This window comes from Wenxinia saemankumensis (assembly GCF_900141735.1).
In the GTDB taxonomy this organism is placed as follows: Bacteria; Pseudomonadota; Alphaproteobacteria; order Rhodobacterales; family Rhodobacteraceae; genus Wenxinia; species Wenxinia saemankumensis.
In genome coordinates, this window is sequence record NZ_FQYO01000005.1 from 186,437 (window position 1) to 212,440 (window position 26,004).

Consider the following 26,004-nt stretch of genomic DNA (forward strand, 5'->3'; position numbering starts at 1 on the left):
GCGGGGCCGGGCCGTCACGGGCCGGATCCTGCCGGGCGGCGCCCGCCGCCTCGGCCGGTTCCGGCCGGGCCGCGGCGTCAGGTCCGGCCGCGACGCGCGATCAGGCGGCCTGGTCCAGTCCGAAGGCGTCGTGCAGGGCCTGCACCGCGAGTTCCATGTACTTGCGGTCGATCAGCACGCTGACCTTGATCTCGGAGGTGGTGATGACCTTGATGTTCACCCCCTCGTCGCGAAGCGTGGCGAACATCTTGGCCGCGACCCCGGCATGCGAGCGCATCCCGATCCCGACGATCGAGACCTTGGCCACCGCCCGGTCGACGACGAGGTCGGAATAGCCGATCGCCTCGCTTCCCCGCGCCGCGGCCAGCGCCTGCTCGGCGCGCAGGATCTGGTCCTGCGGGCAGGAGAAGGTCATGTCCGTGCGCCCGTCCTCCGAGATGTTCTGCACGATCATGTCGACGTTCACCCCCGCCTCGGCCAGCGGGCCGAAGATGGCGGCGGCGATGCCGGGACGGTCGGCGACGGAGATCAGCGTCACCTTCGCCTCGTCGCGGCTGTAGGCGACCCCGGCGACCACGTTGCTTTCCATGATGTCCTCCTCCGCGCAGACGAGCGTGCCGGCCTCTTCGGACGGCTCCTCGAACGACGACAGCACCCGCAGGCGCACCTTGTAGCGCATCGCCAGCTCGACCGAGCGGGTCTGCAGCACCTTGGCCCCCAGCGAGGCCAGTTCCAGCATCTCCTCGAAGGCGATGCGGTCGAGCTTGCGCGCCTTCTCGCAGATCCGGGGATCCGTCGTGTAGACACCGTCGACATCGGTGTAGATGTCGCAGCGCTCGGCGTCGAAGGCGGCGGCGAAGGCGACGGCGGTCGTGTCCGACCCGCCCCGGCCCAGCGTCGTGATCCGGCCCTCCGGACTGATCCCCTGGAAGCCGGCGACCACCGCGACGCGCATCCCTTCGGCGAACTTGGTCAGGATGTTGGCGGGCGGGATCTCCTCGATCCGGGCGGAGGCATGGGCGCTGGTCGTGCGGACCGGCACCTGCCAGCCCTGCCAGGACCGGGCGGGGATCTCCATCTCCTGCAGGCGCAGCGCCATCAGGCCGGCGGTCACGTTCTCGCCCGAGGACACGACGGCATCGTATTCCCGCGCGTCGTAGAGCGGCGAGGTGCCGGCGACATGATCGACCAGCTTGTTCGTCTCGCCCGACATGGCCGACACGACGACGATCACGTCGTAGCCCTTCGCCACCTCCAGCGCGACGCGCTTCGCCGCCCGGTGGATGCGGTCGAGATTGGCGACGGAGGTGCCGCCGAATTTCATCACGAGGATGGGCATTGATCGCGTCGTCCCTGGCCGTCCGGCGTGCCCTATAGGCAAGGGCCGGGCGGGGGGCAAGGCGGGACGGAAATGGCGGGGCCGGACGGGAGGCGCCCGTCCGGCCGCTCCGGTCAGGCCACCTGTTCCAGCGCGACCGGCGGGGCGAGGCCGAGCGCGTGGCAGACGTCGCGGGTGAGCTCGGGCCGGTTCAGCGTGTAGAAGTGCAGATGCTCCACTCCGCCCTCGAGCAGGTTGTCGCAGAGCTGCGTCGCCACGGCGGTGGCATAGAGCTCGGCGCTGCCATCTGCGGCCGCGCGGTCGAATCCCTCGCGCAGTAGCGGCGGGATCGAGGTGCCGGTCGCGGCGGCGAATTTCTGGCAGCCCGCCCAGTTCTCGACCGGCAGGATGCCGGGGATGATCGGCGCGTCGATCCCGGCCTTCGCGCAGGCGTCGCGGAAGCGGAAGAACGTCTCGGCCTGGAAGAAGAACTGGGTGATCGCGCTGGTCGCGCCCGCGTCGATCTTGCGCTTGAGATGCTCGATATCCGCGGCCTCGGTCGCGGCGTCGGGATGCCGCTCGGGATAGGCACCGACGCGGATGTTGAAGCCGCCGCGCGCCGCGATCGCCTCGATCAGCTCGACCGAGCCGGCGAAGCCCTCGGGATGGGCGGCGAAGCCGCCGGATCCTTTCGGCGGGTCGCCCCGCAGCGCGACGATCTCGCTCACCCCGGCCTCGGCATAGCCGTCGACGATCTCCATCGTCTCGGCCCTGGTGGCGTCGACGCAGGTCAGGTGCGCCGCGACGCGCAGGCCCATCGTCTTGTGGATCGCCGCGACCGCCTCGTGCGTGAGCTTGCGGGTCGTGCCGCCGGCGCCGTAGGTCACGGACACGAATTCGGGGTCGAGCGGGGCGAGCGTCGTCGCGCAATCCCACAGGCGGAACGACGCCTCGAGCGATTTCGGCGGAAAGAACTCGAAGGACAGGGCGGCGGGGCGGGTCATCTCGGTCACTCTCATCGGCTGGTCATGCCTTGTCCCACGGATGCCTCCGTGAGACAAACTCATAACTCTCATCCTCATGATGAGTTGCATTGCACGAGCGAGCCAGATGCATATCGAGTTCCGGCACCTGCGGACCATCAAGGCGATCCACGATACCGGCGGTCTGGCCCGGGCCGCGGACCGCCTCGGCATCACACAATCCGCGCTCAGCCACCAGATCCGCGGGATCGAGGACCAGGCGGGGGTCGAGCTGTTCGTCCGGCGGTCCAAGCCGATGAAGCTGTCGGCCGCGGGGCGGCGCCTGCTCGAGGCGGCCGAGCGCATCCTGCCGATGGTGGACGACATCGAGGCGGAATTCGCGGGCCTGCGGACCGGGCGGGCGGGGCGGCTGCACATCGCCATCGAATGCCATGCCTGTTTCGAATGGCTGCTGCCGGTGCTCGAGCAGTTCCGCCGCGCCTGGCCCGAGATCGACATCGACATCCGGCCCGGTCGCGCCTTCGACGCGCTGGCTGCCCTGCGCCGCGAGGAGGTGGACGTGGTCATCTCCTCCGATCCCGAGGAGGATGCCGAGACGGTCTTCACCCCGCTCTTCGACTACGAGCCGGTCTTCGTCGCGGGGGCGGGGCACCGGCTGGCCGGGAAGCCCTTCGTCACGGCCGAGGATTTCCGGGGCGAGACGCTGATCTGCTACCCGGTCGACCGCTCGCGCCTCGACGTCTTCACCGAGCTGCTGACGCCCGCGGGGGTGGAGCCGGCGGTGATCCGGCGGGTGGAGCTGACGGCCGTGATCCTGCTGCTCGTCGCCTCGCACCGGGGCGTGACGGTGCTGCCCGACTGGGTGCTGCGCGGCATCCGCACCGGCGCCGACCACGTCACGCGGCGGATCACCGAAGGCGGCCTGACACGGCGCCTCTACGCCGCGACCCGCGCGGGGGAGGAAAGCCGCCCCTTCATGGCCCATCTCATCCGCCTCGCCCGGCAGGAGGCGGTGAAGCTGCAGCGCACGAGCGAGGTCTGAGCGGCCATCATCGGAACGGCAGGGGGCGGGATCGGCCCCGCGCGGGCCCGCCCCTGACCGCCTGGGCCGGGGCGCCGACGGATCCGGGAGCGCCGTCCGATCCGCCGGCCCCGCCCCGCTCCCTCCGTTCGGGTCCGCATGGGGGTCCCGGAACTCGCCGGGCGGGGCAGGCGATGGCCCGCCCGATCCGGCGCCGGATCGAGGGGGAGGGCGAGGCGCCCATCGTCGTCCTTCCCCGCCCCGCCGGGCGGCGGCTCCGACCGGTCCGCCCCGGTCGGACCCGGGCCGCCGCCCTCCCTTGCCGCGGCGGGTCCCCACGCCTATACGCGCCCCCTGATCGACAGCGGCGAATTCCGGAGGCAGTCCAGATGGCGGGCAGCGCGAATCTCAACGTCATGGTGAAGGCCGCCCGCACCGCGGCCCGCGGCCTCGTGCGCGATTTCGGAGAGGTGGAGCAGCTGCAGGTCTCGACCAAGGGGCCGGGCGATTTCGTCACCCGTGCCGACCGCAAGGCCGAGGCGACGATCCGCGACATCCTGATGGAGGCGCGCCCCTCCTACGGCTTCCTCGGCGAGGAGGGCGGCACCATCGAGGGGCAGGATCCGACGCGCCGCTGGATCGTCGACCCGCTCGACGGCACGTCGAACTACCTGCACGGGCTGCCGCACTGGGCGATCTCCATCGCGCTGGAGCACAAGGGCCAGATCGTCTCGGGCGTGGTCTACGACCCCGCCAAGGACGAGCTCTTCTGGGCCGAGAAGGGCGAGGGCGCCTGGATGAACGACCGGCGGATCCGCGTCTCGGGCCGGCGGCGCCTCACCGAGTGCCTGTTCGCCACCGGCGTCCCCTTCGGCGCCAAGCGGACGCTGCCCGCGACGCTGAAGGACCTCGCCCGGCTGATGCCGGAAAGCGCCGGCGTGCGGCGGCTGGGGGCGGTCTCGCTCGACCTCGCCTATGTCGCGGCGGGCCGGCTCGACGGTTACTGGGAGCGCGAGATCGGCGCCTGGGACATGGCCGCGGGGATCGTGCTGGTGCAGGAGGCGGGCGGCTACGTCCAGGGCCTGCGCGAGGGCGAGGATCCGATCGGCACCGGCCGCATCGTCGCCGCGAACCCCGAGGTGTTCGAAAGCTTCGCCGGCCTGCTGCGCTCGGTCGAGGCCTGATGCCGCGCGGGCGGCGCCCGGCGCCGCCCCGCAGCAGCCCTAGCCCGCCCCGTCCGCCCGGTCAGAGGGATGGTTCACGCCGTCCGCCCAGGGCAGCGGCTCGTATTCGGCGGGATTGACCCCGTCGAGCGCGCCGAGATTGACGCCGTATTCCGGCGCGGACCGCCGCCGGTGATGGGTGTAGATGCCGCAGGTCCTGCAGAACCAGTGGTGCGCGGTGCCGGTGTTCCACCGGTAGAGGGTCAGCGCCTCCGCCCCGCGCAGGATCTCCAGATCCTCCAGCGGCACCGTGACGGTCGCGGCGGCCCGCCGGCGACAGAACGAGCAGTCGCAATGGCGCGCGGCCCCCAGCGGGACCGACGGGCGGACCCGTAATTCGACCGCGCCGCAATGGCAGGTCAGGCGCATCGCGCCGGGGCGCTCCGCGCTCATCGCCTGCGCCGCACGACGGGCACCCGGCTCTCGACCATCGCCGTTTCGGGGTGGGGCGGATGGCCGTGGGTCCGCGTCCAGTAGCCCGGCCCGCCGAGCCGCAGCCAGAGCGGCACGGTCAGCGCCAGCCCCGCCGCGAATCCGCCGATATGGGCCCAGTAGGCCACCCCGCCCTCGTCGGTGGGCGTGTTCACCCCGCCGAAGATCTGCAGCGCGAACCACAGTCCGAGGACGAGGAAGGCCGGAACGGCGAAGGTGCGGACATAGACGACGAGGAAGAGCAGGATGTCGATCCGGGCGCGGGGAAAGAGCAGCAGGTAGCCCCCCATCACCGCGGCGATCGCGCCCGAGGCGCCGACCACCGGGATCGGCGACCACGGCTCGGCCGCCCATTGCAGCAGCGAGGCCGCGATCCCGCCGGCGAGGTAGAACAGCAGGAAGCCGACGCGGCCGAACTCGTCCTCCATGTTGTCGCCGTAGATCCAGAGGAACAGCATGTTCCCGGCCAAGTGCCAGAACCCCGCATGCAGGAAGGTCGAGGTGACGAGGGTGTGCATTCCCTGCAGGTCCGACAGGCGCGCGGGGAACAACGCCCAGTCGAGATAGAAGTCCCAGGTCGCCCGGTCGTCGGTCAGCACGGCCAGCCCCCAGAGATAGACCGCGATGTTGACCGCCATCAGGCCCAGCGTGACGACCGGGACGTGCCGGGACGGATTGTGATCGCGGATCGGGAACATGCGCGGGACCGTGGGGCGGGGGGGCCGGCTTGTCCAGTGCCGCGTCGCTGCCGGCCGGCGGGATCGGGTCGGCGATCGGGAGAGGGCGCCCGCGATCCCGCAGTCCGCGGCAGGCCCCCGGCGCATCCGCCGGCAGGAAGAGGGAAGACGCCCCGCTGCGAGAGGCAGAGGCGCCAGGCAGCAGCAAGGGTGCGGCGAGTCCGCCGGCCGTCGGCGGCGTGGCGGGTCCCGGCCGGGCGGCGCCTTGCGCCCCGGCGGGGGGATTGCTAGCTCGCCCCCGACCGTTTTCGTCGGGACCGACCGATGCCGCCCAGCCCCGCCGCCTCTGCCGCGCCGCCTCGTCTCGAGGTGCGTGACCTCGTCCGCCGCTTCGGCGGGCGCGAGGTCGTGGGCGGGGTGTCGCTGAGCGTCGAGGCGGGGCAGGTGACCTGCCTGCTCGGCCCGTCCGGCTGCGGCAAGTCCACGACGCTGCGGATGATCGCCGGGGTCGACACGCCCGATGCCGGCACGATCCGCGCCGACGGGGCGCCCGTCTTCGACGAGACCGTCCAGGTGCCGCCGGAGTCGCGGGGAATCGGGCTGATGTTCCAGGATTTCGCTCTGTTTCCCCATCTCGACGTGGCCGGCAACGTCGCCTTCGGCCTGAAGGGCCCTCGCGCCGACCGCGACAGGATCGTCGAGGCGCAACTCGCCAAGGTCGGCATGTCGCGCTTCGCCCGGAAGTACCCGCACGAATTGTCGGGCGGCGAGCAGCAGCGCGTGGCATTGGCCCGCGCGCTGGCGCCGCGGCCGCGGATCATGCTGATGGACGAGCCCTTCTCGGGCCTCGACGAGCGGCTGCGCGACGACATCCGGGACGAGACGCTGGCCGTCCTCCAGGCCGAGGGGACGGCCGTCGTCCTCGTCACGCACGAGCCGGCCGAGGCGATGCGCATGGCCGACGAGATCGCGCTGATGCGGGGCGGGCGGATCGTGCAGCAGGGCGCGCCCTACAACATCTACAATGCCCCCGTGGACCGCGAGGCGGCGGCCTTCTTCAGCGACGTCAACGTGATCCGGGGGCAGGTGCGGGGCGCGCTGACCGAGACGGCCTTCGGCCAGTTCCTCACCCCCGGCCTGCCCGACGGCACCGAGGTCGAGATCGTGATCCGCCCGCAGCACCTCAAGATCGATTTCGACCGCGCGGGGCGGGGCCCGCTGCCCACCGCCGCCGAGGGCACGCCGGCGCGCGGCGTCGTCACGCGCGCGCGCTTCATGGGATCGGAAAGCCTGGTCGAGTTCCGGATGGACTTCGACGGCTCCGTGCTGAAGGCGCAGGTTCCCTCGGTCTTCCTCCCGCGGCCGGGCACGCCGCTCTGGCTGATGATGCGCCGCGACCGCTGCTTCGTCTTCCCGGTGCGGGGCGGGGCGGATCAGCCGGCGGCGAGGTAATCCTCGAGCCGCTGGCCGGGCCGGTCCTCGAAGAGCTCGGGCAGGACCGCGAGGTCGCCGTCCCGGCCGGCCCCCCGATGGACCGCCTCCTCGGCGAAGTCCCCCGCGCCCACGTCCCAGGCGACCAGCCGCCACGCGCCGCCCCACCAGGCGAGGCGCAGCGGATGCAGCACGCGCCCCCCGAGCCGGACCTTCTGCCGCGCGGCGATGGCGCGGCGCAGGGCCGGCAGGTGGGGCAGGGCGCCGGCCGCCGCCTCCAGCGGATCCGCGCGGAGTGCGGCCGCGCCCGTTTCGCCCTCGATCCTGGCGAGCAGGGCCGCGGCGGCGGGAGCCCGGTCGTCCGCGGTCGCGGCCAGCCCCGAGAGCGCGGCCTGCAGCGCCTCCATCTCGAGCGCGCTCAGGTGCAGGGGCGGCAGCGCGATCTCGGCCGTGGCCACGTAGCCGAGGCCGCGCGCCCCCGCCACGGGCAGGCCGGCCTTCCCCATCAGGGCGAGGTCGCGGTGGATCGTGCGCAGCGACACGCCGAGGCGCGCCGCCAGATCCTCCCCCCGCCAGAGGCGGCCGGACTGGAGCAGGCGCATCAGCGCCTCGCGGCGGGCGGCTGTGGCGGAACGGTCGGCCATGACGGGACCCTATCACGGCCCAACAGACAGGAAAATGGCAGTTGAGCCTGCCGGGCCGGAAAGCGGGCCGCGACGGGCGGATCGGGCGGCGCGGGGCCGCCCCGCCCCTTTCGTCGCCCCCCGCCGAGCGGGTAGGGAGGGAGGGCGATCACCGGGGCCCCGGCCCCCATGCGTCAGTTTGGGAGAGACGACATGCTCAACAATATCGGCCTGCCGGGCCTTCTGCTCATCGCCGTCGTGGTGCTGGTCCTGTTCGGCCGCGGCAAGATCTCGTCGCTGATGGGCGAGGTCGGCAAGGGCATCACCGCCTTCAAGAAGGGCGTGGACGAGGGCAAGGGCGAGATCGAGAACGCCTCGAATTCGGTCAGCCACGATAGCGCCGCGCCCGAGCAGGGCACGGTCCACGACCGCAATTCCGAGCACCAGCGCGGCTGACCGCGCGCGGGGGACTGAGGCATGTTCGGGCTGGGCTGGAGCGAGACGCTCCTCATCGCCATCGTGGCGCTCATCGTCGTGGGGCCGAAGGACCTGCCCGGCCTGTTCCGGCAGGTCGGCCAGTTCACCGGCAAGGCCCGGGCCATGGCGCGTGAATTCTCGCGCGCGATGGAGGCGGCGGCCGACGAGGCCGGGGTGAAGGAGGTCGAGAAGACGCTCCGCGCCGCGGCCAACCCCAAGAGCTTCGGCACCGATGCGGTGAAGAACGCGATGACCGATAGCGGCAAGCGCAACGTCAAGCCGGGCGGGGCGACGCAGGCCCTGTCGAAGGAGCGCGCCGAGGCGCGCGACCGGATGGCCGAGGGCGCGGCCCGCAAGGCCGAGGAGCGCAGGGCCCGCGAGGCGGCCGAGGCAGAGGCGAGCGACGCGGCCGAGATGTCGGACGAGCCCGAGCCCGATTTCGGGTCGCGGCCCGGGGCCACCCCGGCCGCCGCGCCGATGGCCGATCCCGCCCCGGCCCGGACGACGGCGCCGCAGCCCGATCCGGGCGCGCCCGCCGGGACCGGCCAGGCGGCGCCCCAGACGGAGACGCAATCGTGAGCACGACGCGCGACGAGATCGAGGACAGCTCGGCCCCGCTGATCGAGCACCTGGCCGAGCTGCGCACGCGGCTGATGTGGTCGCTCGCGGCCTTCGTCGTGGGGATGGTGATCTGCTTCACCGTCTGGAACCCGCTCTTCGACTTCCTGACGCGCCCGCTCTGCCAGGCGCTCGAGGACGAGGGGCGCGAGAGCTGCGGCCTGATCCTGATCGCCCTGCAGGAAGGGTTCTTCGTCGCGATCAACATCTCGCTTCTGGGTGGGCTCGTCCTGTCCTTCCCCATCATCTCCTACCAGATGTGGCGGTTCGTGGCGCCGGGCCTCTACCGGAACGAGAAGAACGCCTTCCTGCCGTTCCTCATCGCCTCGCCCGTCATGTTCCTCGCCGGGGCGGCCTTCGCCTATTACGTGATCACGCCGCTCGCCTTCGACTTCTTCCTCGGCTTCCAGCAGCCGGGCAGCCTGCTCGACGGCGTCGAGGACGAGACGGCGGTCGCCGGCATCGCCTTCCAGGGGTCCGCGCAGGCCTATCTGGGACTGACGATCAAGTTCATCGTCGCCTTCGGCCTGTGCTTCCAGCTGCCCGTCCTGCTGACGCTGATGGGCAAGGCGGGGCTTGTCGGGGCCGAGGGGCTGAAGCGGACGCGGAAATACGCGGTGGTCGGCATCCTCGTGGTCGCCGCGCTCGCCACGCCGCCCGACATCGTCAGCCAGGTGATCCTCTTCGCGGTCGTCTACGGCCTCTACGAGGTGTCGGTGATCCTCGTCGGCCGGGTGGAGCGCAAGCGCGAGGCCGAGCTGAGGGCCCAGGGCCTGTGGTTCGAGGACGACGAGGACGAGGCCGAGAAGTGACCGACCCGCTCGAGCGGATCGCGGCGGCGCTGGAGCGTCTGGCGCCGCCCCCCGCCGCCGCCCCCGATTTCAGCGCGAGCGCCTATGTCTGGCAGCCCGACCCCGACCGGCTCGTGCCGGTGGAGCGGGTGAACAGGGTCGATGTCTCGCTTCTCGTCGGGATCGACCGGGCGCGCGACACGCTGATGGACAACACCCGCCGCTTCGCTGCCGGGCTGCCGGCGAACAATGCCCTGCTGTGGGGGGCGCGGGGCATGGGAAAGTCGAGCCTCGTCAAGGCGATCCACGGCGCGGTTCAGAGGGCGCACGCGGCGCTGAAGATCGTCGAGATCCAGCGCGAGGACCTCGCCTCCATCGACCGCTGCCTCGCCCTGCTGCGCGGCGCGCCGGGGCGCTTCCTGCTGTTCTGCGACGACCTGTCGTTCAGCCACGACGACGCGCATTACAAGAGCCTGAAGGCCGTGCTCGACGGCGGGATCGAGGGGCGGCCGGACAACGTCATCCTCTACGCCACGTCGAACCGCCGGCACCTGATGCCCCGCGACATGATCGAGAACGAGCGCGGCAGCGCCATCAATCCCTCCGAGGCGGTCGAGGAGAAGGTCTCCCTCTCCGACCGGTTCGGGCTGTGGCTCGGCTTCCATCCCTGCGGGCAGGACGAGTATCTCGCCATGATCCGCGGCTATTGCGAGGCCCACGGCGTGCAGGTCGACGAGGATACCCTCCGCGCAGAGGCGATCGAATGGCAGGCGACGCGGGGCGCCCGGTCGGGGCGGGTCGCCTGGCAGTTCTTCACCGATCTCGCGGGCCGTCACGGAATATCGCTCGCCGTCTAGACAGCTGCGGCGATCGTCGGCGTTTGAAAGGCGGACCGCCCCGGTTATGTTGCCCGGGACAGGAGCCTCGCCGCGATGCAGCAATTTCCGATCTTCGACGAAGTCACCCCGATCACGCCCACGGCGCGGATGTCGGCCGCCGTGCATGGCGGGCGGGCGAAATGCCTGCAGCGCTTGATCCGGCTGGACTTCCCGGTCCCGGCCACCGTCGCGCTGTCCTTCGATGCGATCCGCGGGATCGCACGCGGGCGGATGCCCGACATCGCCGCCATCCTCGCCGCGTTCGAGCCGGGGCGGCTGCTGTCGGTCCGCCCGTCCAGCCAGGATCCCGACTGGGGCGGGCCGGGCGCGGTGCTGAACATCGGCATGTCGGATGCGGCCCATGCGCGCCTGTCCCGCACCATCGGCGCGGCGGCGGCGAGCCGGCTCTACCTGCGCTTCGTCCAGACCTACGCGGTCCATGTCGCGCGGCTGGATCCCGAGACGTTCGAGCCCGATGCCGGCGCCCCGCCGGAAGCGGCGCTCGCCGCACTGCTTTCCGCGTGGGAGGCCGAGACGGACGAGCCCTTCCCGCAGGATCCGGGGGTGCAGCTGGCCGAGGTGCTGCGCTCGATGGCCCGGGCCTGGGAGGGGACGACCGCGCGCCTGCTGCGGCAGGCCAAGGGCGCGCCGGCCGATGCCGGGCTCGGCCTCGTCGTGCAGGAGATGGCGATGGGCGTCGGCCCGGACGAGAGCGGATCGGGCGTGATCCAGTTCGTCGACGGGGCCAGCGGCCAGCCGCAGGTCACCGGGCGCTATCTCAGCCAGAGCCAGGGCCGCGACGCGCTGTCCGAGGCGCGGGCGATCTACCTCACGCGCGACGAGCGGGGCCCCTCGCTCGAGGATATCTGTCCCGCCATCTTCGACGAGCTGCACCGCCTCGGCCGGATCGGCCGCCGCCGGCTGCGCGAGGAGATGCAGATCGAGTTCACGGTCGAGGCCGAGCGGCTGCGCATCCTCGATGCGGTGCGGGTCCAGCGCTCCTCCCGCGCGGCGGTGCGGATCGCGGTCGATCTCGCCGAGGACGGCGTGATCGACCGGGCGGACGCGATCTGCCGGGTCGACCCGAACGAGATCTCCGAGCTGCTGCACCGGCAGGTCGATGCCGGCGCGCATCGCGACCTTCTGGTCCGCGGCATCGCCGCCTCGCCCGGCGCTGCGGCCGGCCGGCTGTGCTTCACCGCCGCCGAGGCGCAGGCCTGCGCCGCGCGGGGCGAGGAGGCGATCCTCGTCCGGCGCGAGACCACGCCCGAGGACATCCGGGGCATGAACGTCGCCCGGGCCGTCGTCACGCTGCGCGGGGGGGTGACCAGCCACGCGGCGGTGATCGGGCGCGGCCTCGGCCTGCCCTGCGTCGTCGGCGCCTCGGACCTCGCCATCGACCGGCGGGCGGGGGTGATCGTGGCCCCGGACGGCCGGCGCATCGCGGAGGGCGAGATCGTGACCGTCGACGGCACCCGGGGCGAGGTGCTGGCCGGCGAGGCGGCGACGGTCGAGGCCGCCCTCCACGACAGCGTCCGCACCCTGCTGGGCTGGGCCGACGGGTTCCGCGACATCGGGATCCGCGCCAATGCCGACACGCCGCGCGACGCGCAGACCGCGCGCAACTTCGCGGCCGAGGGGATCGGCCTCTGCCGGACCGAACACATGTTCTTCGAGGGCGACCGGATCGGCCTCATGCGCGAGATGATCTTCGCCGAGGAGCCGGACGACCGGCGCGCCGTGCTGGACCGGCTGCTGCCGCTGCAGCGGGCCGACTTCGCGGCGCTGTTCGACATCATGGCGGGCCAGCCGGTGACGATCCGCCTGTTCGACCCGCCGCTGCACGAATTCCTGCCCGCCGACAAGCAGGGCCTGCGCGAGCTGGCCGAGACGCTGTCGCTGCCCGTGCCGGAAGTGTCCGCCCGGGTGGAGGCGCTGAGCGAATACAACCCGATGCTGGGGATGCGGGGCGTGCGGCTGGGCGTGACCGTGCCCGAGATCTACGAGATGCAGGCCCGCGCCATCTTCGAGGCGACGGCCGAGACGGCGCGCCACGGCGACCCCGTCGTGCCCGAGATCATGATCCCCCTCGTCAGCGCGATGCGCGAGGTCGAGCTGGTCAAGGCGCGGATCGACGCCGTCGCCGCCTCGACCCGCGCGATGACGGGGGTCGATTTCGACTACCGCCTCGGCGTGATGGTCGAGACCCCGCGTGCCTGCCTGCGCGCCGGCGACATCGCCGAGCACGCCGCCTTCCTCTCCTTCGGCACGAACGACCTGACGCAGATGACCTACGGGCTGTCGCGCGACGATGCGGGGCGGTTCATGTCCGCCTATGTCCGCGAGGGCGTCTACGAGGAGGACCCGTTCCATCTGCTCGATACCGAAGGGGTGGGCGAGTTGATCCGCATGGGGGCGGAGCGGGGGCGGGCCCGGTCCCCCGGCGTGACCCTGTCGATCTGCGGCGAGCATGGCGGCAGCCGCCGGGCCATCGCCTTCAGCCGCGAGCTCGGCTTCGACTACGTGTCCTGCTCGCCCTTCCGGGTCCCGGTGGCCCGGCTGGCGGCGGCGCAGCTCGCGATCCTCGGCGGGGACGGCCCGGCGCGCGGCTGAGCGGCTTGCCCGGCGGCGGCGCGGCGGCTATCCCGGCCCCGTTCCCCCGATGCAACGCCCCTGCCAGACGAGGCCGAGATGACCGACGACGCGAGCGCCTTCGCCCCGCTGGAAAGCCGGGCCGCTGCCTCCGCCGGCCCGGCCGGCGGCGACCGGATCTCGCTCCGCGACCATGTCGTCGAGGTGGAGATCGGCGCCTTCGGAGAGGAGCGGGGCCAGACCCAGCGGCTGCGGATCTCGGTCGTGGCCGAAGTGTGCGGGACCGGGGCGGGCGGGGCGGACGACGTCGATTCCATCCTCTCCTACGACCGGATCACCGCCGCGGTCGGTGCCGCGGTCGCGGCGGGGCGCGTCGACCTGCTCGAGACGCTGGCCGAGCGGATCGCCGCGGGGGTCCTGGCCGAGCCGCAGGCCGCGCGGGTCCATGTCCGGGTCGAGAAGCTCGACCGGGGGCCGGGCGATCTGGGGGTGGAGATCGTTCGCGACGGCGGCGCGGCCGGGCCCCGCCGCTTCCGCATCGGCACGCCCCTGGCCGCGGAAGAGGAGGGGGCGCAGCCCCCCGGGGGTGCCGCGATCCTCTGCGTCACGCCCGCGATGCGCGCCCTGCCGGCGGCGGAGGGCGAGGCGCGGCGGCGCATCGCGCTTCTCGCGCTCGACCAGGCGGCCTGGGCGGCGGGCGGCCGGCTCGGCCTGCCGGTCGTCGCGACCCGGACAGAGCTCGAGCACATGGCGGGGCAGGGCCGCGCCTGTGTCTGGGCCCCGGCCCGGATGCTGCTGGACAGCGGCGAGACCCCCGAAACGGGCGGCGACCTCGCCACCTGGCTCGCCGCGTATGGAAGCATGGCATGAGCCGGCTGCAGCCGATCCCGAGCGCGGCGGCGACGGAGGGCGGCCTCCCCCTCGCGGGCAGCGCGCGGATCCGCTTCTCGCAGGTGCTGCGCGACGGGCGGGCGGTCCCGGTCTCCGAGCTGGACTCGGCAGAGCGGCGGCGCCTCTCGGCGCGGCGGCCGGATCTCTGCGGGCTGCCGCTCGACAGGCCGCGGATCATGGGGATCCTCAACGTCACGCCCGACAGCTTCTCGGATGGCGGGGACCTCTCGCCGCAGGGGGCGCTGATCGCCCGCGCGCGCGAGATGGCCGGGGCGGCGGACATCCTCGACATCGGCGGAGAGAGCACGCGCCCCGGCGCGGCGGAGGTCGGGACCGACGAGGAGATCGCCCGTGTCGTCCCGGCGATCCGCGCCATCCGGGCCGAGGGGATCGTCACGCCGATCAGCGTCGACACGCGCAAGGCACGGGTCGCGGCCGCCGCGCTGGAGGCGGGGGCCGACCTCGTCAACGACGTCTCCGCGCTGTCCTTCGACCCCGAGATGGGCCGCGTTGTGGCCGGGGCACGCTGTCCGATCGTCCTGATGCATGCCCGCGGCACGCCGGCGGACATGGACGCGCGCGCCGTCTACGGCGACGTGGTCGAGGAGGTCTTCGACGAGCTATCCCGGCGGATCGACGCCGCTCTCGATGCCGGGGTGGCGGAGGATCGCCTGATCGTCGATCCCGGAATCGGGTTCGGTAAGAACCTGCAACAGAATGTCGCTGTCCTGCGGGCGCTGGCGCGGTATCATGCCCTCGGTCCGGCCCTGCTGTCGGCGGTGTCGCGCAAGCGCTTCATAGGCACGATCGGGCAGGCGCCGGACGCGAAGTCGCGCGGGCCCGGCTCGATCGCGGTCGCGCTCTGGTCGGTCGATCAGGGGGCGCAGATCGTCCGGGTGCACGACGCGGCAGAAACGCGGCAGGCCCTGCGCCTGCACGAGGCCATGAGCGGAACGGGTGAGATCGATGCGTAAGCTGTTCGGGACGGACGGGGTGCGGGGGCGGGCCAACAGTGCGCCCATGACCGCGGAGATGGCGCTTCGCCTCGGCGCGGCGGCGGGGCGGTTCTTCCGCAACGACGGGTCCAACGGGCACCGGGTAGTGATCGGCAAGGACACGCGCCTGTCGGGCTACATGTTCGAGAATGCGCTGACGGCGGGGCTGACCTCGACGGGCATGAACGTGCTGCTGCTCGGGCCGGTGCCGACGCCGGCCGTCGGGCTGCTGACGACCTCGATGCGGGCGGATGTGGGGATCATGATCTCCGCCTCGCACAATCCGCACGAGGATAACGGGATCAAGTTCTTCGGCCCCGACGGGTTCAAGCTGTCGGACGCGGCGGAGGCCGAGATCGAGGGGATCATGTCGCGCGAGATCGAGCTGGCCCAGGCGGTCAATATCGGGCGGGCGCGGCGGATCGACGATGGCCGGTTCCGCTATGCCGAGCGGGTGAAGTCGACTTTCCCCGCCGGCCTGCGGCTCGACGGGCTGAAGGTGGTGGTCGATTGCGCCAACGGGGCGGCCTACAGGGTGGCCCCCGAGGTGCTGTGGGAACTCGGCGCCGACGTGGTCGAGGTCGGAACGCATCCGAACGGCACCAACATCAACGACGGCTGCGGCTCGACCCGGCCGCGCGTCGCGGCCGAGACGGTGCTGACCCATGGCGCGGATGTCGGGATCTGCCTCGACGGGGACGCGGACCGCGTCCTCATCATCGACGAGAAGGGGCAGGTGGCGGATGGCGACCAGCTGATGGCGCTCTTCGCCGGGCGCTGGGCGGCGGAGCAGCGGCTGCAGGGCGGCACGCTGGTGGCGACGGTGATGTCCAATCTCGGGCTCGAGCGGCATCTGCAGGGCCAGGGTCTGCGGCTGGAGCGGACGAAGGTCGGCGACCGCTACGTGGTCGAGGCGATGCGGCGCGGCGGCTGGAACCTCGGCGGGGAGCAGTCGGGCCATATCGTGATGACCGATTACGCGACGACCGGCGACGGCCTCCTCGCGGGGCTGCAGTTCCTCGCCCACATGGTCGGCGCGCGGCGCCCGGCGAGCGAGCTGGTCCGGCAGTTCGAGACAGTGCCGCAGATGCTGAAGAACGTGCGCTACGCGGCCGGGGCCGACCCGCTCTCCGCCGCGAGCGTGAAGGCCGCGATGTCCGAGGCCGAGCGCCAGCTCGAGGGGCGGGGCCGCCTGCTCATCCGCAAGTCCGGGACCGAGCCACTGGTGCGGGTCATGGCGGAATGCGAGGACGAGGGTCTGCTGGCAAGGATCGTCGACGGATTGGTGGCAGAGGTCGAGGCGGCGGGCGTCCCCGCCTGAGGCGATCGGACCCGCCCGCCCGGGACCCGCCCCCCGGAGAGCCGGTCGCCCCGATCCGGCTCGCCCGGGTCGAACCCGCGCGGGTTCGCCTCGCCCTGATCCGGCGCGCACTGGTCCGGCTCCCCCTGGTCCGGCTACCACTGGTCCGGCTCGCCCGAGTCCGACTCCCCCTGGTCCGGCTCGCCCGAGTCCGGCTCGCCGGAGTCGGACTCGCCCTGCCCCTGCTTCCCCGGACCACGCCCCCCCAGTCCTCGTTCGCCCGGTTTCCGCTGGGGCGGGACCGGGTCGCGCGGTCCGGGGCCGGGCAAGGACCGCCGGCCCCGGGGCCGGCCTCAGAAATCCTCCCATTTCTCGTCCGCCTTCTCGTGGACCGCGCGTGTCGTCCGGGTCGGGGCGGCGAGTGGATGCGCGGCGGGAATCGCCGTGGCCGCAGGGGCGCGGGGGGCGCCTGAGGTCGCTGCCCGCGCTGGGCTCCGCGATGCCGCAGCACCGCTGCCGGTATCGGACCGGGCGGCCGGTGCCCTGTCGCGGGATGCACCGGGGGAGGCGCGTCCGCCCGACTGGATCGGGCGGGGATCTGCCTGCGCAGCGGTGGCGCCGGGCCGAAGCTTCACCGGGGCCGGATGCGCGGCGGCAGGGATGCGACGGGCGTCTGCGGGGTCCGGGCGCGTGGCCGGGCCGGTGGGACGGCGGGCCGAGGCGGCGTTCGGCCGGGCCGCATCGGGCGCGGAAACGACGGAGAGCGGGAGCGGGCGCGCCGTCATGGCGGGCACCCGGTAGCGGTCGAGGCTGCGCTCCAGCGCCGCCGCTCCGTCCGAGATGGTCGCCGCGGCGCGTTCGGTCTCTTCGACGATGGAGGCGTTCTGCTGCGTGGCCTTGTCGATCTCCATCACGCCGAGATTGATTTCCTGCAGGCCCTGCGCCTGTTCCCGGGCAGAGGTCGCGATCTGGTTCATCCGCTGCGCCACCTCGGCCACGTTACCGACGATTCCCTCCAGTGCGGTGCCGGTGCGGCTGACGAGGGCGCTGCCCTCCTTGATCTGGGTGTTCGACATCGAGATCAGGTCGCGGATCCTGCCGGCGGATTCGCCGGCCCGCTGCGCGAGGGCGCGCACTTCGGAGGCGACGACGGCGAAGCCGCGCCCGCTTTCACCCGCGCGGGCGGCCTCTACCCCGGCATTGAGCGCGAGGAGGTTGGTCTGGAAGGCGATGTCGTCGATCACGGTGATGATCTTCACCACCTCGGCCGAGGTCTTCTCGATCGCGGCCATCGCGGTCACCGCCTCGGCGACGACGCGACCGCCGAGATCGGCCGCCTCGCGGTTCTCGGCCACGAAGTGATCCGCCTCCTCGGCCGAGGCGGCGGCGGCGCGTACGCTGGCGGTCAGCTCGTCCAGCGCGGCGGCGGATTGCTCGACCGTGGCGGCCTGCGCCTCGGTCCGGCGGGAGAGCTGGCGGGAGATGCGGGCCACCTCCTCGGCGCCGCGGCCGAGGCTCTCGCCCGATTGCCGCGCCCCCGCGACGAGATCCGAGAAGCCGGCCACGATGTCGTCGAGCGCGGTGCAGAGCGCCGCCGAGGCGGCGTCGAGCCGATCCCGCCGGGCCGGATCGATCCGGGCGGTCAGGTCGCCGGCGGCGACCCGGTCGAGGGTGCCCCGCAATTCGGCGAGCAGCAGGTCCTGTGCGGGTGCGGGGGCCGGACCCTCCTCCGCCCGGGGCGGACCCAGTACCTCGAGTCCGCGGGCCAGGTCGCCGAAGCAGTCGGCGCGGTCGGACCCCGGCACCCGGCCGATCGGCTGGCCGGCCGCCTGCCGGGCCACGCTGGCGCCCATCGCGGTCAGCAGGTCCGTGATCTGCCGGTGGACGAGCGCGCCGAGGCCGAGGCCAAGCGCGAGCGCGCCGCCCGAGATCGCCGCGCCCGCGGCGCCGATCGCGCCCGGGGCCACCTGCCCGACGACGAGGCCGGCCGCCGCGAGCAGGAGGCAACCCGACAGGATCAGGAACTGGGCGCGGATCGAACGCGACATGCGGCATCTCCGAAGGGGCGGACGGCCCCCTGGCCGTCCCGTCCCGGGCGAGATGCCACGCCGCGCCTTAAATCGGGGTTAAGTCCGGTCCGTCCCGGCGGCGGACGGGGTCGCGATCCGGCCGTCGGTCAGCGGGTAGGCGGCGCCCTCGCGGGTCTCCGGCAGGCGCTCGATCCCCGCCCGGGCGAGGGGGCGCAGGCCCGGGTCCCCGTGCAGCGCGCGGATCCGGGCACGCATGGACGGATCCCAGAAGTCGCGCAGGTGACCGGCAACCGCCTCGGCCCCGTCGCCCGGCTGGCTTTCGAAGAAGGTGGCGATCTGGTTCGCCATGCGGATCAGCTTGTCGTCGGTGCCGGTCATGGCGTCTCCAGGATCGTGCCGGAATAGGCGCGGATCGTCCCGCCCGCGCCGGAGAGGATGGCGAGGCCCGCGCCCTGCGCCAGCGCCACGGCCTGCGCCGTGGGGGCCGAGACGGCGAGGATCGCGGGGGCGCCTAGGGCGGCGGTCTTCTGCACCATCTCGATCGAGACCCGGCTGGTCAGGACGACCGCGCCCTCCGCCCCGTCCCGCCCGGACAGGGCCAGCGCGCCGATCAGCTTGTCGAGGGCGTTGTGCCGGCCGACATCCTCGCAGGCGGCGACGATGCCCGTCCCCGGCACCCAGAACCCGGCCGCGTGGACCGCCCGCGTCGCGTCGTGCAGCGGCTGGTGGCGGCGCAGCGCGTCAAGCGCTTCGCGCGCCGCGCCCGCGCTCAGCGACCAGCGGGGCGGTGGCAGGCGGGGCAGGGGGCGCGTCGCCTCCTCCAGCCGCTCGATCCCGCACAGGCCGCAGCCGACGGGCCCCGCGAGCGCCCGGCGGCGGGCGGCGATCGCGGCCTCGCGCGTGGCCGGCAGCCACATCCGCAGCTCGATCCCGGCGGGATGCCCGGCGATCTCGACCTCGCCGACCTCGTCCGCCGGGGCGATCCCTTCCGAGACGGTGAACCCCACCGCGAATTCGGTCAGGTCGGCCGGGCTTGCCATCATCACCGCGAAGGTCCCGCCGTTGTAGACCAGTGCGACGGGCACCTCCTCGGGCAGGGCCCGATCCTCGGCGCCGGCCGGCCCGGTGGCGGGGACGAGACGGGTCCCCGGGATCACGGCCGGCTCATTCCGCGGCGATCCGGCGGGCGCGCTCGGCCTGCGCGGCATAGCCCTCCTGCCAGTCCGTCGGCCCGTTGGACAGCGCGACCTGCACCGCCGTCACCTTGTATTCCGGGCAGTTCGTCGCCCAGTCGGAATGGTCGGTCGTCACCACGTTGGCCTGCGTGTCCGGATGGTGGAAGGTCGTGTAGACGACGCCCGGCATGACCCGGTCGGTGATCGTGGCGCGCAGCGACGTCTCGCCCGCGCGGGAGGCGAGGCGCACCCAGTCGCCCTCGGTCACGCCGCGCGTCTCGGCATCCTGGGGATGGATCTCGAGCCGGTCCTCCTCGTGCCAGAGGCTGTTGGCCGTGCGCCTCGTCTGCGCGCCCACATTGTACTGGCTGAGAATCCGCCCGGTGGTGAGCAGGAGCGGGAATCGCGGCCCGGTCTTCTCGTCCGTGGCGACGTATTCGGTGACGACGAGCTTGCCCCTGCCGCGCACGAAACCGTCCACGTGCATGATGGGAGAGCCCGCCGGGTGATCCTCGTTGCAGGGCCACTGGACCGAGCCGAGCCGGTCGAGAAGGTCGTAGGAGACGCCCGCGAAGGAGGGGGTGGTCGCCGCGATCTCGGCCATGATCTGGGAGGGATGGGTATAGGCCCAGCCCGCGCCCATCGCGTTCGCCAGCAGCTGCGTCACCTCCCAGTCGGCGTAGCCGTTGCGGGGCTTCATCACCTCGCGGACGCGGTTGATGCGACGTTCGGCATTGGTGAAGGTGCCGTCCTTCTCGAGGAAGGTGGAGCCGGGCAGGAAGACGTGGGCGTGGTTCGCCGTCTCGTTGAGGAAGAGGTCCTGCACGATCACGCAGTCCATCGCGGCGAGGCCCGCCGCGACGTGGCGGGTGTCGGGATCCGATTGCAGGATGTCCTCGCCCTGGATGTAGATGCCCTTGAAGGTTCCATCCACGGCGGCGTCGAGCATGTTCGGGATGCGCAGGCCCGGCTCGCGCTCCAGCTGGCGGCCCCAGAGCTTCTCGAACACCTCGCGGGCGCCGTCGTCGGAGACGTGCCGGTAGCCCGGCAGCTCGTGCGGGAAGCTTCCCATGTCGCAGGAGCCCTGGACGTTGTTCTGCCCGCGCAAGGGGTTCACGCCTACGCCCGGCCGGCCGATATTGCCGGTCAGCATGGCGAGATTGGCGATGCCCATGACGGTGGTCGAGCCCTGGGAATGCTCCGTCACGCCGAGCCCGTAATAGATCGCGCCGTTGCCGCCGGTGGCGTAGAGCCGGGCCGCGGCGCGCAGGTCGGCGGCGGGCACGCCGGTCAGCGCTTCGGTCGCCTCGGGCGAATGGCGGTCTTCGCTGACGAAGGCGGCGTAGTCCTGGAACTCGTCCCAGTCGCAGCGCTCCCTGATGAAGGCCTCGTCGCACAGTCCTTCGGTCACGATCACATGCGCCATCGAGGTGACGACGGCGACGTTGGTCCCCGGCCGCAGCGGCAGGTGATGCGCCGCCTCGACATGGGCCGATCGGACGAGGTCGATCCGGCGGGGGTCGATCACGATCAGCTTCGCGCCGGCCCGCAGCCGCTTCTTCAGCCGCGAGGCGAAGACGGGGTGCCCGTCCGTCGGGTTCGCGCCGATCACGACGGCCACATCCACCGCCTCGACGCTGTCGAAATCCTGCGTCCCGGCCGAGGTGCCGAAGGTGGTCTTGAGCCCGTAGCCGGTGGGCGAGTGGCAGACCCGGGCGCAGGTATCGGTGTTGTTGTTGCCGAAGACCGCGCGGATCATCTTCTGCACGAGGAACGTCTCCTCGTTGGTGCAGCGCGACGAGGTGATGCCGCCGATCGCCCGGATGCCGTGCCGTCCCTGGATGTCGCGCAGGCGGGTCGCGGCGTGGCGGATCGCCTCCTCCCAGCTGACGATCCGCCAGGGATCGGAGGTCCGCTCGCGGATCATCGGCTCGAGGATGCGGTCCTTGTGCCCGGCATAGCCCCAGGCGAAGCGGCCCTTCACGCAGCTATGCCCCCGGTTCGCCGCGCCATGCTTCCACGGGGTCATCCGGACGACACGGTCCCCGCGCATCTCGGCCTCGAACGAGCAGCCGACGCCGCAATAGGCGCAGGTCGTGACCACCTTGCGGTCGGGCGTGCCGAACTCGGCCACGCTCTTCTCCTGCAGGGCGGCGGTCGGGCAGGCCTGCACGCAGGCGCCGCAGGACACGCAGTCCGAGTGCATCGCGTCGTCGCCCCGCGCGCCGAAGGAGATGCGGGACTCGAAGCCGCGCCCCTCGACCGTCAGGGCGAAGGTGCCCTGCACCTCCTCGCAGGCGCGCACGCATTTGGAGCAGACGATGCATTTCGCCGGATCGTAGGCGAAGTAGGGGTTGCTCTCGTCCTTGGGGAGGTAGCGCCAGTTCTGTGGGGCAGGGCGTCCGGTCTTTCGGGACACGGGCACCCCGGAGGGAGAGGGCCGCGCCGCGGGGGGGCCGGAACGGCCGCCCCGGGGGGGCGGTGCGGCCGTCTCCCGGGCCGCAGGCGGCCCGGTCGGCCGAGCCGCATCCGTCGCACCTTCACGCCCCAGGCGGCTCCACCCCTCGGCCTGGCTGTAGGCCCCGGTCCCCGACGGGTCGAAATGGTTCTCGCCCGGCGCATAGCGCACGTCGCGCAGCGCGACCGCCCCGGCCATGTCCTGCAGCTCGCAATCGCCGTTGGCAGCGCAGGTCAGGCAGTCAAGCGGGTGGTCGGAGACGTAGAGTTCCATCACCCCCCGGCGGATCCGCCGCACCTTGTCGGAGGCGGTCAGGACCACCATGCCCTCGGCCACCGGCGTCGTGCAGGAGGCGGGGGTGCCCCGCCGCCCCTCGATCTCGACCACGCAGAGCCGGCAGGAGCCGAAGGCCTCGAGATTGTCGCTCGCGCAGAGCTTCGGCACCTGGATGCCGGCCAGCGCCGCGGCCCGCATGACGGAGGTGCCGGCGGGGACGGTAACGGGGAATCCGTCGACCGTGAGGGTGACGGCGAGGCCCGACCGCGCGGCGGGCGTGCCGAGGTCGCGGTCGTCCCAAGGAATGACGAAGTCCTTCATGTCCCGGCTCCTGCGCGGTGATGGGCGACGAGGGCATTGGCATGGCCGTGGCCGAGCCCGTGCTCGGCCTTGAGCCAGGCGACGGTCTCCATGTGCTTTTCCTCCGGCCGCGCGGCGATCAGGTCCAGCCAGTGCTGCACGGGACGGCCGTACTTCGCCTCGATGGACGGAAAGTAGGAGGCGGGGCCCTTCACCTTGTCGGTCATCGCATCGCTCCCTTTTCCGAGGCTTCGTCCCGGGCCCGGCCCGGGGCTCGGGCGATCCTCGCGGGCCTTTCGCCGAAGGCGGTCATTCCGCCGCCTCCCGCGCGCCGCCGAAATCCTCGGGAAAGCCGGTCACCGCGCTCATCACCGGGTAGGGGGTGAAGCCCCCCAGCGCGCAGAGCGAGCCGTCCCTCATCGTCTCGCACAGATCGGCCAGCAGGGGCAGGGCGGCCGGATCTCCCGCGGCGACGCGGTCGAGAACCTCGACCCCGCGCACCGCGCCGATCCGGCAGGGCGTGCACTTGCCGCAGCTTTCCACGGCGCAGAACTCCATCGCGAAGCGGGCCTGGGCCAGCATGTCGACGCTGTCGTCGAAGACCACGATCCCGGCATGACCGATCAGCCCGCCCTGGCCGTCGAATTCCTCGTAGCCGAAGGGTGTGTCGAACTTCTCGCGCCCGAAATAGGCCCCCAGGGGCCCGCCGACCTGCACCGCCCGGACCGGCCGGCCCGAGGCGGTCCCGCCGGCGAGGTCGTCCACGATCCGGCCCAGGCTCATGCCGAACCCCGCCTCGAACAGCCCGCCGCGCGCCACGTTGCCCGCGATCTGCATCGGGATCGTCCCGCGCGAGCGTCCCAGCCCCTGCGCGGCATAGGCCGCCGCGCCGTTCGCCAGGATCGTCGGCACGGACGCCAGCGAGATGACGTTGTTCACCACGGTGGGCCGCCCGAAGGCACCCTCGAGCGCGGGCAGGGGCGGCTTGGCGCGGACCGTGCCGCGTTTCCCCTCCAGCGAGTTCAGCAGCGAGGTTTCCTCGCCGCAGACATAGGCGCCCGCGCCGACACGCACCTCCATGTCGAAGGCGCGGCCGCTGCCCAGCACCGAGACGCCGAGCATCCCGCCCGCGCGGGCGGCGGCGATCGCCGACTCCATCGCCGCGATGGCGTCCGGGTATTCGCTGCGGATGTAGACGAAGCCCTTCTCCGCCCCCACGGCGAGGCCGGCGATGGCCATCCCCTCGATCAGGCAGAAGGGGTCGCCCTCCATCAGCATGCGGTCGGCGAAGGTGCCGCTGTCGCCCTCGTCGGCATTGCAGACGATGTATTTCACCGGGCCGGGGGCGGTGCGCACCGTCTCCCACTTGAGGCCCGTCGGGAAGCCGGCGCCGCCCCGCCCGCGCAGCCCGCTCTCGCGGACCTCCGCCACGATCTGCGCGTCCGTCATCTCCAGCGCCCGGCGCAGGCCGGCGAGGCCGCCATGCGCCGCGTAGTCGGGGAGCGAGGCGGGGTCGACCACGCCGACCCGGGCGAAGGTGAGGCGGGTCTGGCGCTTCATCCAGTCGAGCTCTTCGACCGGCCCCAGCGCTTTCGGTCCCGCCCCGTCGAGGATGGCGGCGGCATCGCGCGGATCGGCCGGTCCCCAGCCATGGCGCAGGCCGTCCATCTCGACCTCGACCAGCGGCTCCAGCCAGATCATCCCGCGCGAGCCGGTGCGGACGAGGGTGATCTCCATCCCCCGCGCCTCCGCCTCGCGGGTCAGCGCCTCGGCCACCGCGTCGGCGCCGAGCGCGCGGGCCGCGGCGTCCTTCGGGACGTAGACCCTCACGCCCCGCACTCCGCCAGCAGGGCGTCCAGCCGGTCGCTGTCGAGCCGGGCATGGAGCGTGCCGTCGAGCATCGCCGCCGGCCCGCAGGCGCAGAGGCCGAGGCAGTAGACCGGCTCCAGCGTCACGGCGCCGTCGGGCGTCGTCTCGCCGAACTCGATGCCCAGCCGGTCCCGGGCCGAGTCCTCGATCCCGCGGCCGCCCCTCGCCTGGCAGGCCTCGGCCCGGCAGACCTTCAGCAGGTGCCGGCCGGCCGGCGCGTCGCGGAAATCGTGGTAGAAGCTGACCACGCCATGCACCTCGGCCGTGGTGAGGTTGAGCGCGTCCGCCAGCGGGGCGATGGCGGATCGCGGCACGTGGCCCCATTCGGCCTGCACCGCGTGCAGGATCGGCAACAGCGGCCCGTCGAGGCGGGCATGCGCGGCCACGATCTCGCGCAGGCGGGCGCCGATCTCGGCGGCGTGCGGCGCCTCGGACATGGACATGGGTCGGCTCCTCCCCGGGGATCGTCTCGTTCTGCCCCGCGACGGGCGACGGATCAATATCGCCGTTCCGTCCCTCGATAGCCCTGGTCTATCGGGCGCCCTCCGCCGCCGCCTCCAGCAGGGCCTCCACCACCGGGGCCTGAGGGGCGCGCCGCGGCGCGATCAGGCCGACCGGATGCCGGGCATCCGGCCCGGTCAGCGGCACGGCCCGAAGCCGACCGGTCCCGAGGAACGGCGCGACCGCATCCTGCGGCAGGATCGTCGCCCACTCCCCGGTCAGGACATGAGCGATGAGGGCGAGGGTCGAGTTCGTCTCGATCCGCGGCCGGGGGGCGAGGCCCGCGGACCCCAGATGCCCGGCGATGATCCGGCGGTTCTGCATGTCGGGCGTGAGCAGGGCGAGCGGCAGGTCCGGCAGCTCGGCCCAGCCCAGCGAGGCCCGTCCGGCGAGCGGCGCATCCTCGCGCAGGACGAGCGCGTAGCTTTCCTCGTAGAGCGGGACCGTCACCACCCGGCCGAGCGGTTCCCCGCCGAGATAGGTCACCCCGGCATCGGCCCCGTGATTCTCGAGCGCCGCGGCGATCTCGGTCGAGGGGGCCGAGACGATGGTGAGGCGCACGCCCGGATGGGCGGCGGCGAAGCGCGCCGTCAGGGGCGAGATCGCGGCCAGCGCGGTCGGGATCACGGCGAGGCGCAGGTCGCCCGCCACGCCCGATCGCGCGGCCCGCATCTCGTCCTTCAGCATCCGCGCGTCGCCGGTGATCCGCCGCGCCCAGTCCAGCGTCCGCTTGCCCTCGGGCGTCAGCCCCCCGTAGCGCGAGCCGCGCACGACGAGCAGCACGCCGAGCTCGGCCTCCAGCTGCTTGATGGCGCTCGACAGGGTGGGCTGCGTGACGCCCATCGCCTCGGCCGCCCGGCCGAAATGGCGGGCCTGGGCAAGGGCGATGAACATCTGCAGCTTGTCGATCATGGGCGGCAGCCTCGCCGCCGCCGAGGCCCGCGTCCATCCCCCGTGATTCCTCTGCCGCGTTGAGCAATGGGGGCCGTGGGCGCTAACGTCGCGTCCCTGCCCCTCACGGCGGTTCACGTCGGGCCTGCGGACCCGAAATAACGTGGGGTCCGCACTTGCGTTTCAGGGGCGAAGGTCAAAGGATCATGCCCATGCCCGCCGGATCCGCAGGTTCCGCCGGGGCACCCATCGAC

24 protein-coding genes are annotated in these 26,004 nt (G+C 72.7%); 11 read left to right on the plus strand and 13 right to left on the minus strand.

Annotation, left to right across the window (positions count from 1 at the left end):
• Nucleotides 1–100: 100 nt before the first annotated feature.
• On the minus strand, nucleotides 101–1,339 hold the full coding sequence (locus BUE30_RS14535; protein ID WP_073332561.1) for an aspartate kinase: 1,239 nt from the start codon (nucleotides 1,337–1,339) through the stop codon (nucleotides 101–103).
• 113 nt (nucleotides 1,340–1,452) lie between these two features.
• Nucleotides 1,453–2,322 (minus strand): methylenetetrahydrofolate reductase [NAD(P)H], encoded by an 870-nt coding sequence (gene metF / locus BUE30_RS14540; RefSeq protein WP_073333018.1) that lies wholly within the window; start codon nucleotides 2,320–2,322, stop codon nucleotides 1,453–1,455.
• A 106-nt stretch (nucleotides 2,323–2,428) separates the two neighbouring features.
• On the opposite strand from metF, the gene BUE30_RS14545 reads away from it, so the two are divergent.
• Nucleotides 2,429–3,343, plus strand: coding sequence for a LysR family transcriptional regulator (locus tag BUE30_RS14545; RefSeq protein WP_073332566.1), 915 nt, complete (start codon nucleotides 2,429–2,431; stop codon nucleotides 3,341–3,343).
• A 368-nt stretch (nucleotides 3,344–3,711) separates the two neighbouring features.
• A complete protein-coding gene (locus BUE30_RS14550; protein ID WP_073332571.1) occupies nucleotides 3,712–4,506 on the plus strand; it encodes an inositol monophosphatase family protein in 795 nt (264 codons plus the stop codon).
• A gap of 39 nt (nucleotides 4,507–4,545) precedes the next feature.
• Here the strand turns inward: BUE30_RS14550 and BUE30_RS14555 are convergent, their stop codons facing one another.
• Together BUE30_RS14555 and BUE30_RS14560 are read right to left on the minus strand one after the other, a co-directional pair.
• On the minus strand, nucleotides 4,546–4,914 hold the full coding sequence (locus tag BUE30_RS14555) for a GFA family protein (protein ID WP_073333020.1): 369 nt from the start codon (nucleotides 4,912–4,914) through the stop codon (nucleotides 4,546–4,548).
• Nucleotides 4,915–4,934: 20 nt separating this feature from the next.
• Nucleotides 4,935–5,675, minus strand: a complete 741-nt coding sequence (locus BUE30_RS14560) for a rhomboid family intramembrane serine protease (protein ID WP_073332576.1) — start codon at nucleotides 5,673–5,675, stop codon at nucleotides 4,935–4,937.
• Between the two features lie 303 nt (nucleotides 5,676–5,978).
• On the opposite strand from BUE30_RS14560, the gene BUE30_RS14565 reads away from it, so the two are divergent.
• Nucleotides 5,979–7,106, plus strand: a complete 1,128-nt coding sequence (locus BUE30_RS14565) for an ABC transporter ATP-binding protein (protein ID WP_073332580.1) — start codon at nucleotides 5,979–5,981, stop codon at nucleotides 7,104–7,106.
• Here the strand turns inward: BUE30_RS14565 and BUE30_RS14570 are convergent.
• On the minus strand, nucleotides 7,088–7,729 hold the full coding sequence (locus BUE30_RS14570) for a helix-turn-helix transcriptional regulator (RefSeq protein ID WP_073332585.1): 642 nt from the start codon (nucleotides 7,727–7,729) through the stop codon (nucleotides 7,088–7,090). The two genes, BUE30_RS14565 and BUE30_RS14570, sit on opposite strands and share 19 nt — an antisense overlap.
• Nucleotides 7,730–7,921: 192 nt before the next feature.
• Here BUE30_RS14570 and BUE30_RS18070 point away from each other — a divergent pair, with 192 nt between their 5' ends.
• The 8 genes from BUE30_RS18070 to glmM all read left to right on the plus strand — a co-directional run bounded on the left by BUE30_RS18070 (nucleotide 7,922) and on the right by glmM (nucleotide 16,271).
• Nucleotides 7,922–8,164 (plus strand): twin-arginine translocase TatA/TatE family subunit, encoded by a 243-nt coding sequence (locus BUE30_RS18070; RefSeq protein WP_073332588.1) that lies wholly within the window; start codon nucleotides 7,922–7,924, stop codon nucleotides 8,162–8,164.
• Nucleotides 8,165–8,185: 21 nt separating this feature from the next.
• Nucleotides 8,186–8,764 (plus strand): Sec-independent protein translocase protein TatB, encoded by a 579-nt coding sequence (gene tatB, locus BUE30_RS14580; protein ID WP_073332591.1) that lies wholly within the window; start codon nucleotides 8,186–8,188, stop codon nucleotides 8,762–8,764.
• On the plus strand, nucleotides 8,761–9,615 hold the full coding sequence (gene tatC / locus BUE30_RS14585; protein ID WP_073332596.1) for a twin-arginine translocase subunit TatC: 855 nt from the start codon (nucleotides 8,761–8,763) through the stop codon (nucleotides 9,613–9,615). Before tatB ends, tatC begins: the two co-directional genes overlap by 4 nt.
• Nucleotides 9,612–10,451: an ATP-binding protein gene (locus tag BUE30_RS14590; protein ID WP_073332601.1), complete on the plus strand. Its 840-nt coding sequence runs from the start codon at nucleotides 9,612–9,614 to the stop codon at nucleotides 10,449–10,451. The genes tatC and BUE30_RS14590 overlap by 4 nt, the downstream gene beginning before the upstream one ends.
• 75 nt (nucleotides 10,452–10,526) lie before the next feature.
• Nucleotides 10,527–13,085: a putative PEP-binding protein gene (locus tag BUE30_RS14595; RefSeq protein WP_073332605.1), complete on the plus strand. Its 2,559-nt coding sequence runs from the start codon at nucleotides 10,527–10,529 to the stop codon at nucleotides 13,083–13,085.
• Between the two features lie 78 nt (nucleotides 13,086–13,163).
• Complete coding sequence (locus BUE30_RS14600) at nucleotides 13,164–13,934, plus strand: dihydroneopterin aldolase (protein ID WP_073332609.1); 771 nt, start codon at nucleotides 13,164–13,166, stop codon at nucleotides 13,932–13,934.
• Nucleotides 13,931–14,929, plus strand: coding sequence for a dihydropteroate synthase (folP, locus tag BUE30_RS14605; protein WP_073332613.1), 999 nt, complete (start codon nucleotides 13,931–13,933; stop codon nucleotides 14,927–14,929). The genes BUE30_RS14600 and folP overlap by 4 nt, the downstream gene beginning before the upstream one ends.
• Nucleotides 14,922–16,271: a phosphoglucosamine mutase gene (gene glmM, locus BUE30_RS14610; protein ID WP_073332618.1), complete on the plus strand. Its 1,350-nt coding sequence runs from the start codon at nucleotides 14,922–14,924 to the stop codon at nucleotides 16,269–16,271. Before folP ends, glmM begins: the two co-directional genes overlap by 8 nt.
• Before the next feature lie 332 nt (nucleotides 16,272–16,603).
• Here the strand turns inward: glmM and BUE30_RS14615 are convergent, their stop codons facing one another.
• The 8 genes from BUE30_RS14615 to BUE30_RS14660 all read right to left on the minus strand — a co-directional run bounded on the left by BUE30_RS14615 (nucleotide 16,604) and on the right by BUE30_RS14660 (nucleotide 25,771).
• On the minus strand, nucleotides 16,604–18,298 hold the full coding sequence (locus BUE30_RS14615) for a methyl-accepting chemotaxis protein (RefSeq protein ID WP_073332621.1): 1,695 nt from the start codon (nucleotides 18,296–18,298) through the stop codon (nucleotides 16,604–16,606).
• A gap of 78 nt (nucleotides 18,299–18,376) precedes the next feature.
• Nucleotides 18,377–18,658 (minus strand): formate dehydrogenase subunit delta, encoded by a 282-nt coding sequence (locus tag BUE30_RS18210; RefSeq protein ID WP_073332625.1) that lies wholly within the window; start codon nucleotides 18,656–18,658, stop codon nucleotides 18,377–18,379.
• Nucleotides 18,655–19,437 (minus strand): formate dehydrogenase accessory sulfurtransferase FdhD, encoded by a 783-nt coding sequence (fdhD, locus tag BUE30_RS14625; protein ID WP_244526374.1) that lies wholly within the window; start codon nucleotides 19,435–19,437, stop codon nucleotides 18,655–18,657. Before fdhD ends, BUE30_RS18210 begins: the two co-directional genes overlap by 4 nt.
• A 7-nt stretch (nucleotides 19,438–19,444) precedes the next feature.
• The gene (fdhF, locus tag BUE30_RS14630; RefSeq protein WP_083601403.1) at nucleotides 19,445–22,510 is read right to left on the minus strand and encodes a formate dehydrogenase subunit alpha; all 3,066 of its coding nucleotides are present in this window, start codon (nucleotides 22,508–22,510) and stop codon (nucleotides 19,445–19,447) included.
• Nucleotides 22,507–22,716 (minus strand): DUF4287 domain-containing protein, encoded by a 210-nt coding sequence (locus BUE30_RS14645; RefSeq protein WP_073332635.1) that lies wholly within the window; start codon nucleotides 22,714–22,716, stop codon nucleotides 22,507–22,509. Before BUE30_RS14645 ends, fdhF begins: the two co-directional genes overlap by 4 nt.
• An 82-nt stretch (nucleotides 22,717–22,798) precedes the next feature.
• On the minus strand, nucleotides 22,799–24,319 hold the full coding sequence (locus BUE30_RS14650) for an NADH-ubiquinone oxidoreductase-F iron-sulfur binding region domain-containing protein (RefSeq protein WP_073333022.1): 1,521 nt from the start codon (nucleotides 24,317–24,319) through the stop codon (nucleotides 22,799–22,801).
• Nucleotides 24,316–24,801: a formate dehydrogenase subunit gamma gene (locus BUE30_RS14655; RefSeq protein WP_139300579.1), complete on the minus strand. Its 486-nt coding sequence runs from the start codon at nucleotides 24,799–24,801 to the stop codon at nucleotides 24,316–24,318. The genes BUE30_RS14650 and BUE30_RS14655 overlap by 4 nt, the downstream gene beginning before the upstream one ends.
• Nucleotides 24,802–24,889: 88 nt before the next feature.
• Entirely contained in the window at nucleotides 24,890–25,771 is an 882-nt protein-coding gene (locus BUE30_RS14660) for a LysR family transcriptional regulator (RefSeq protein ID WP_073332638.1), read from the minus strand.
• Nucleotides 25,772–26,004: the final 233 nt, after the last annotated feature.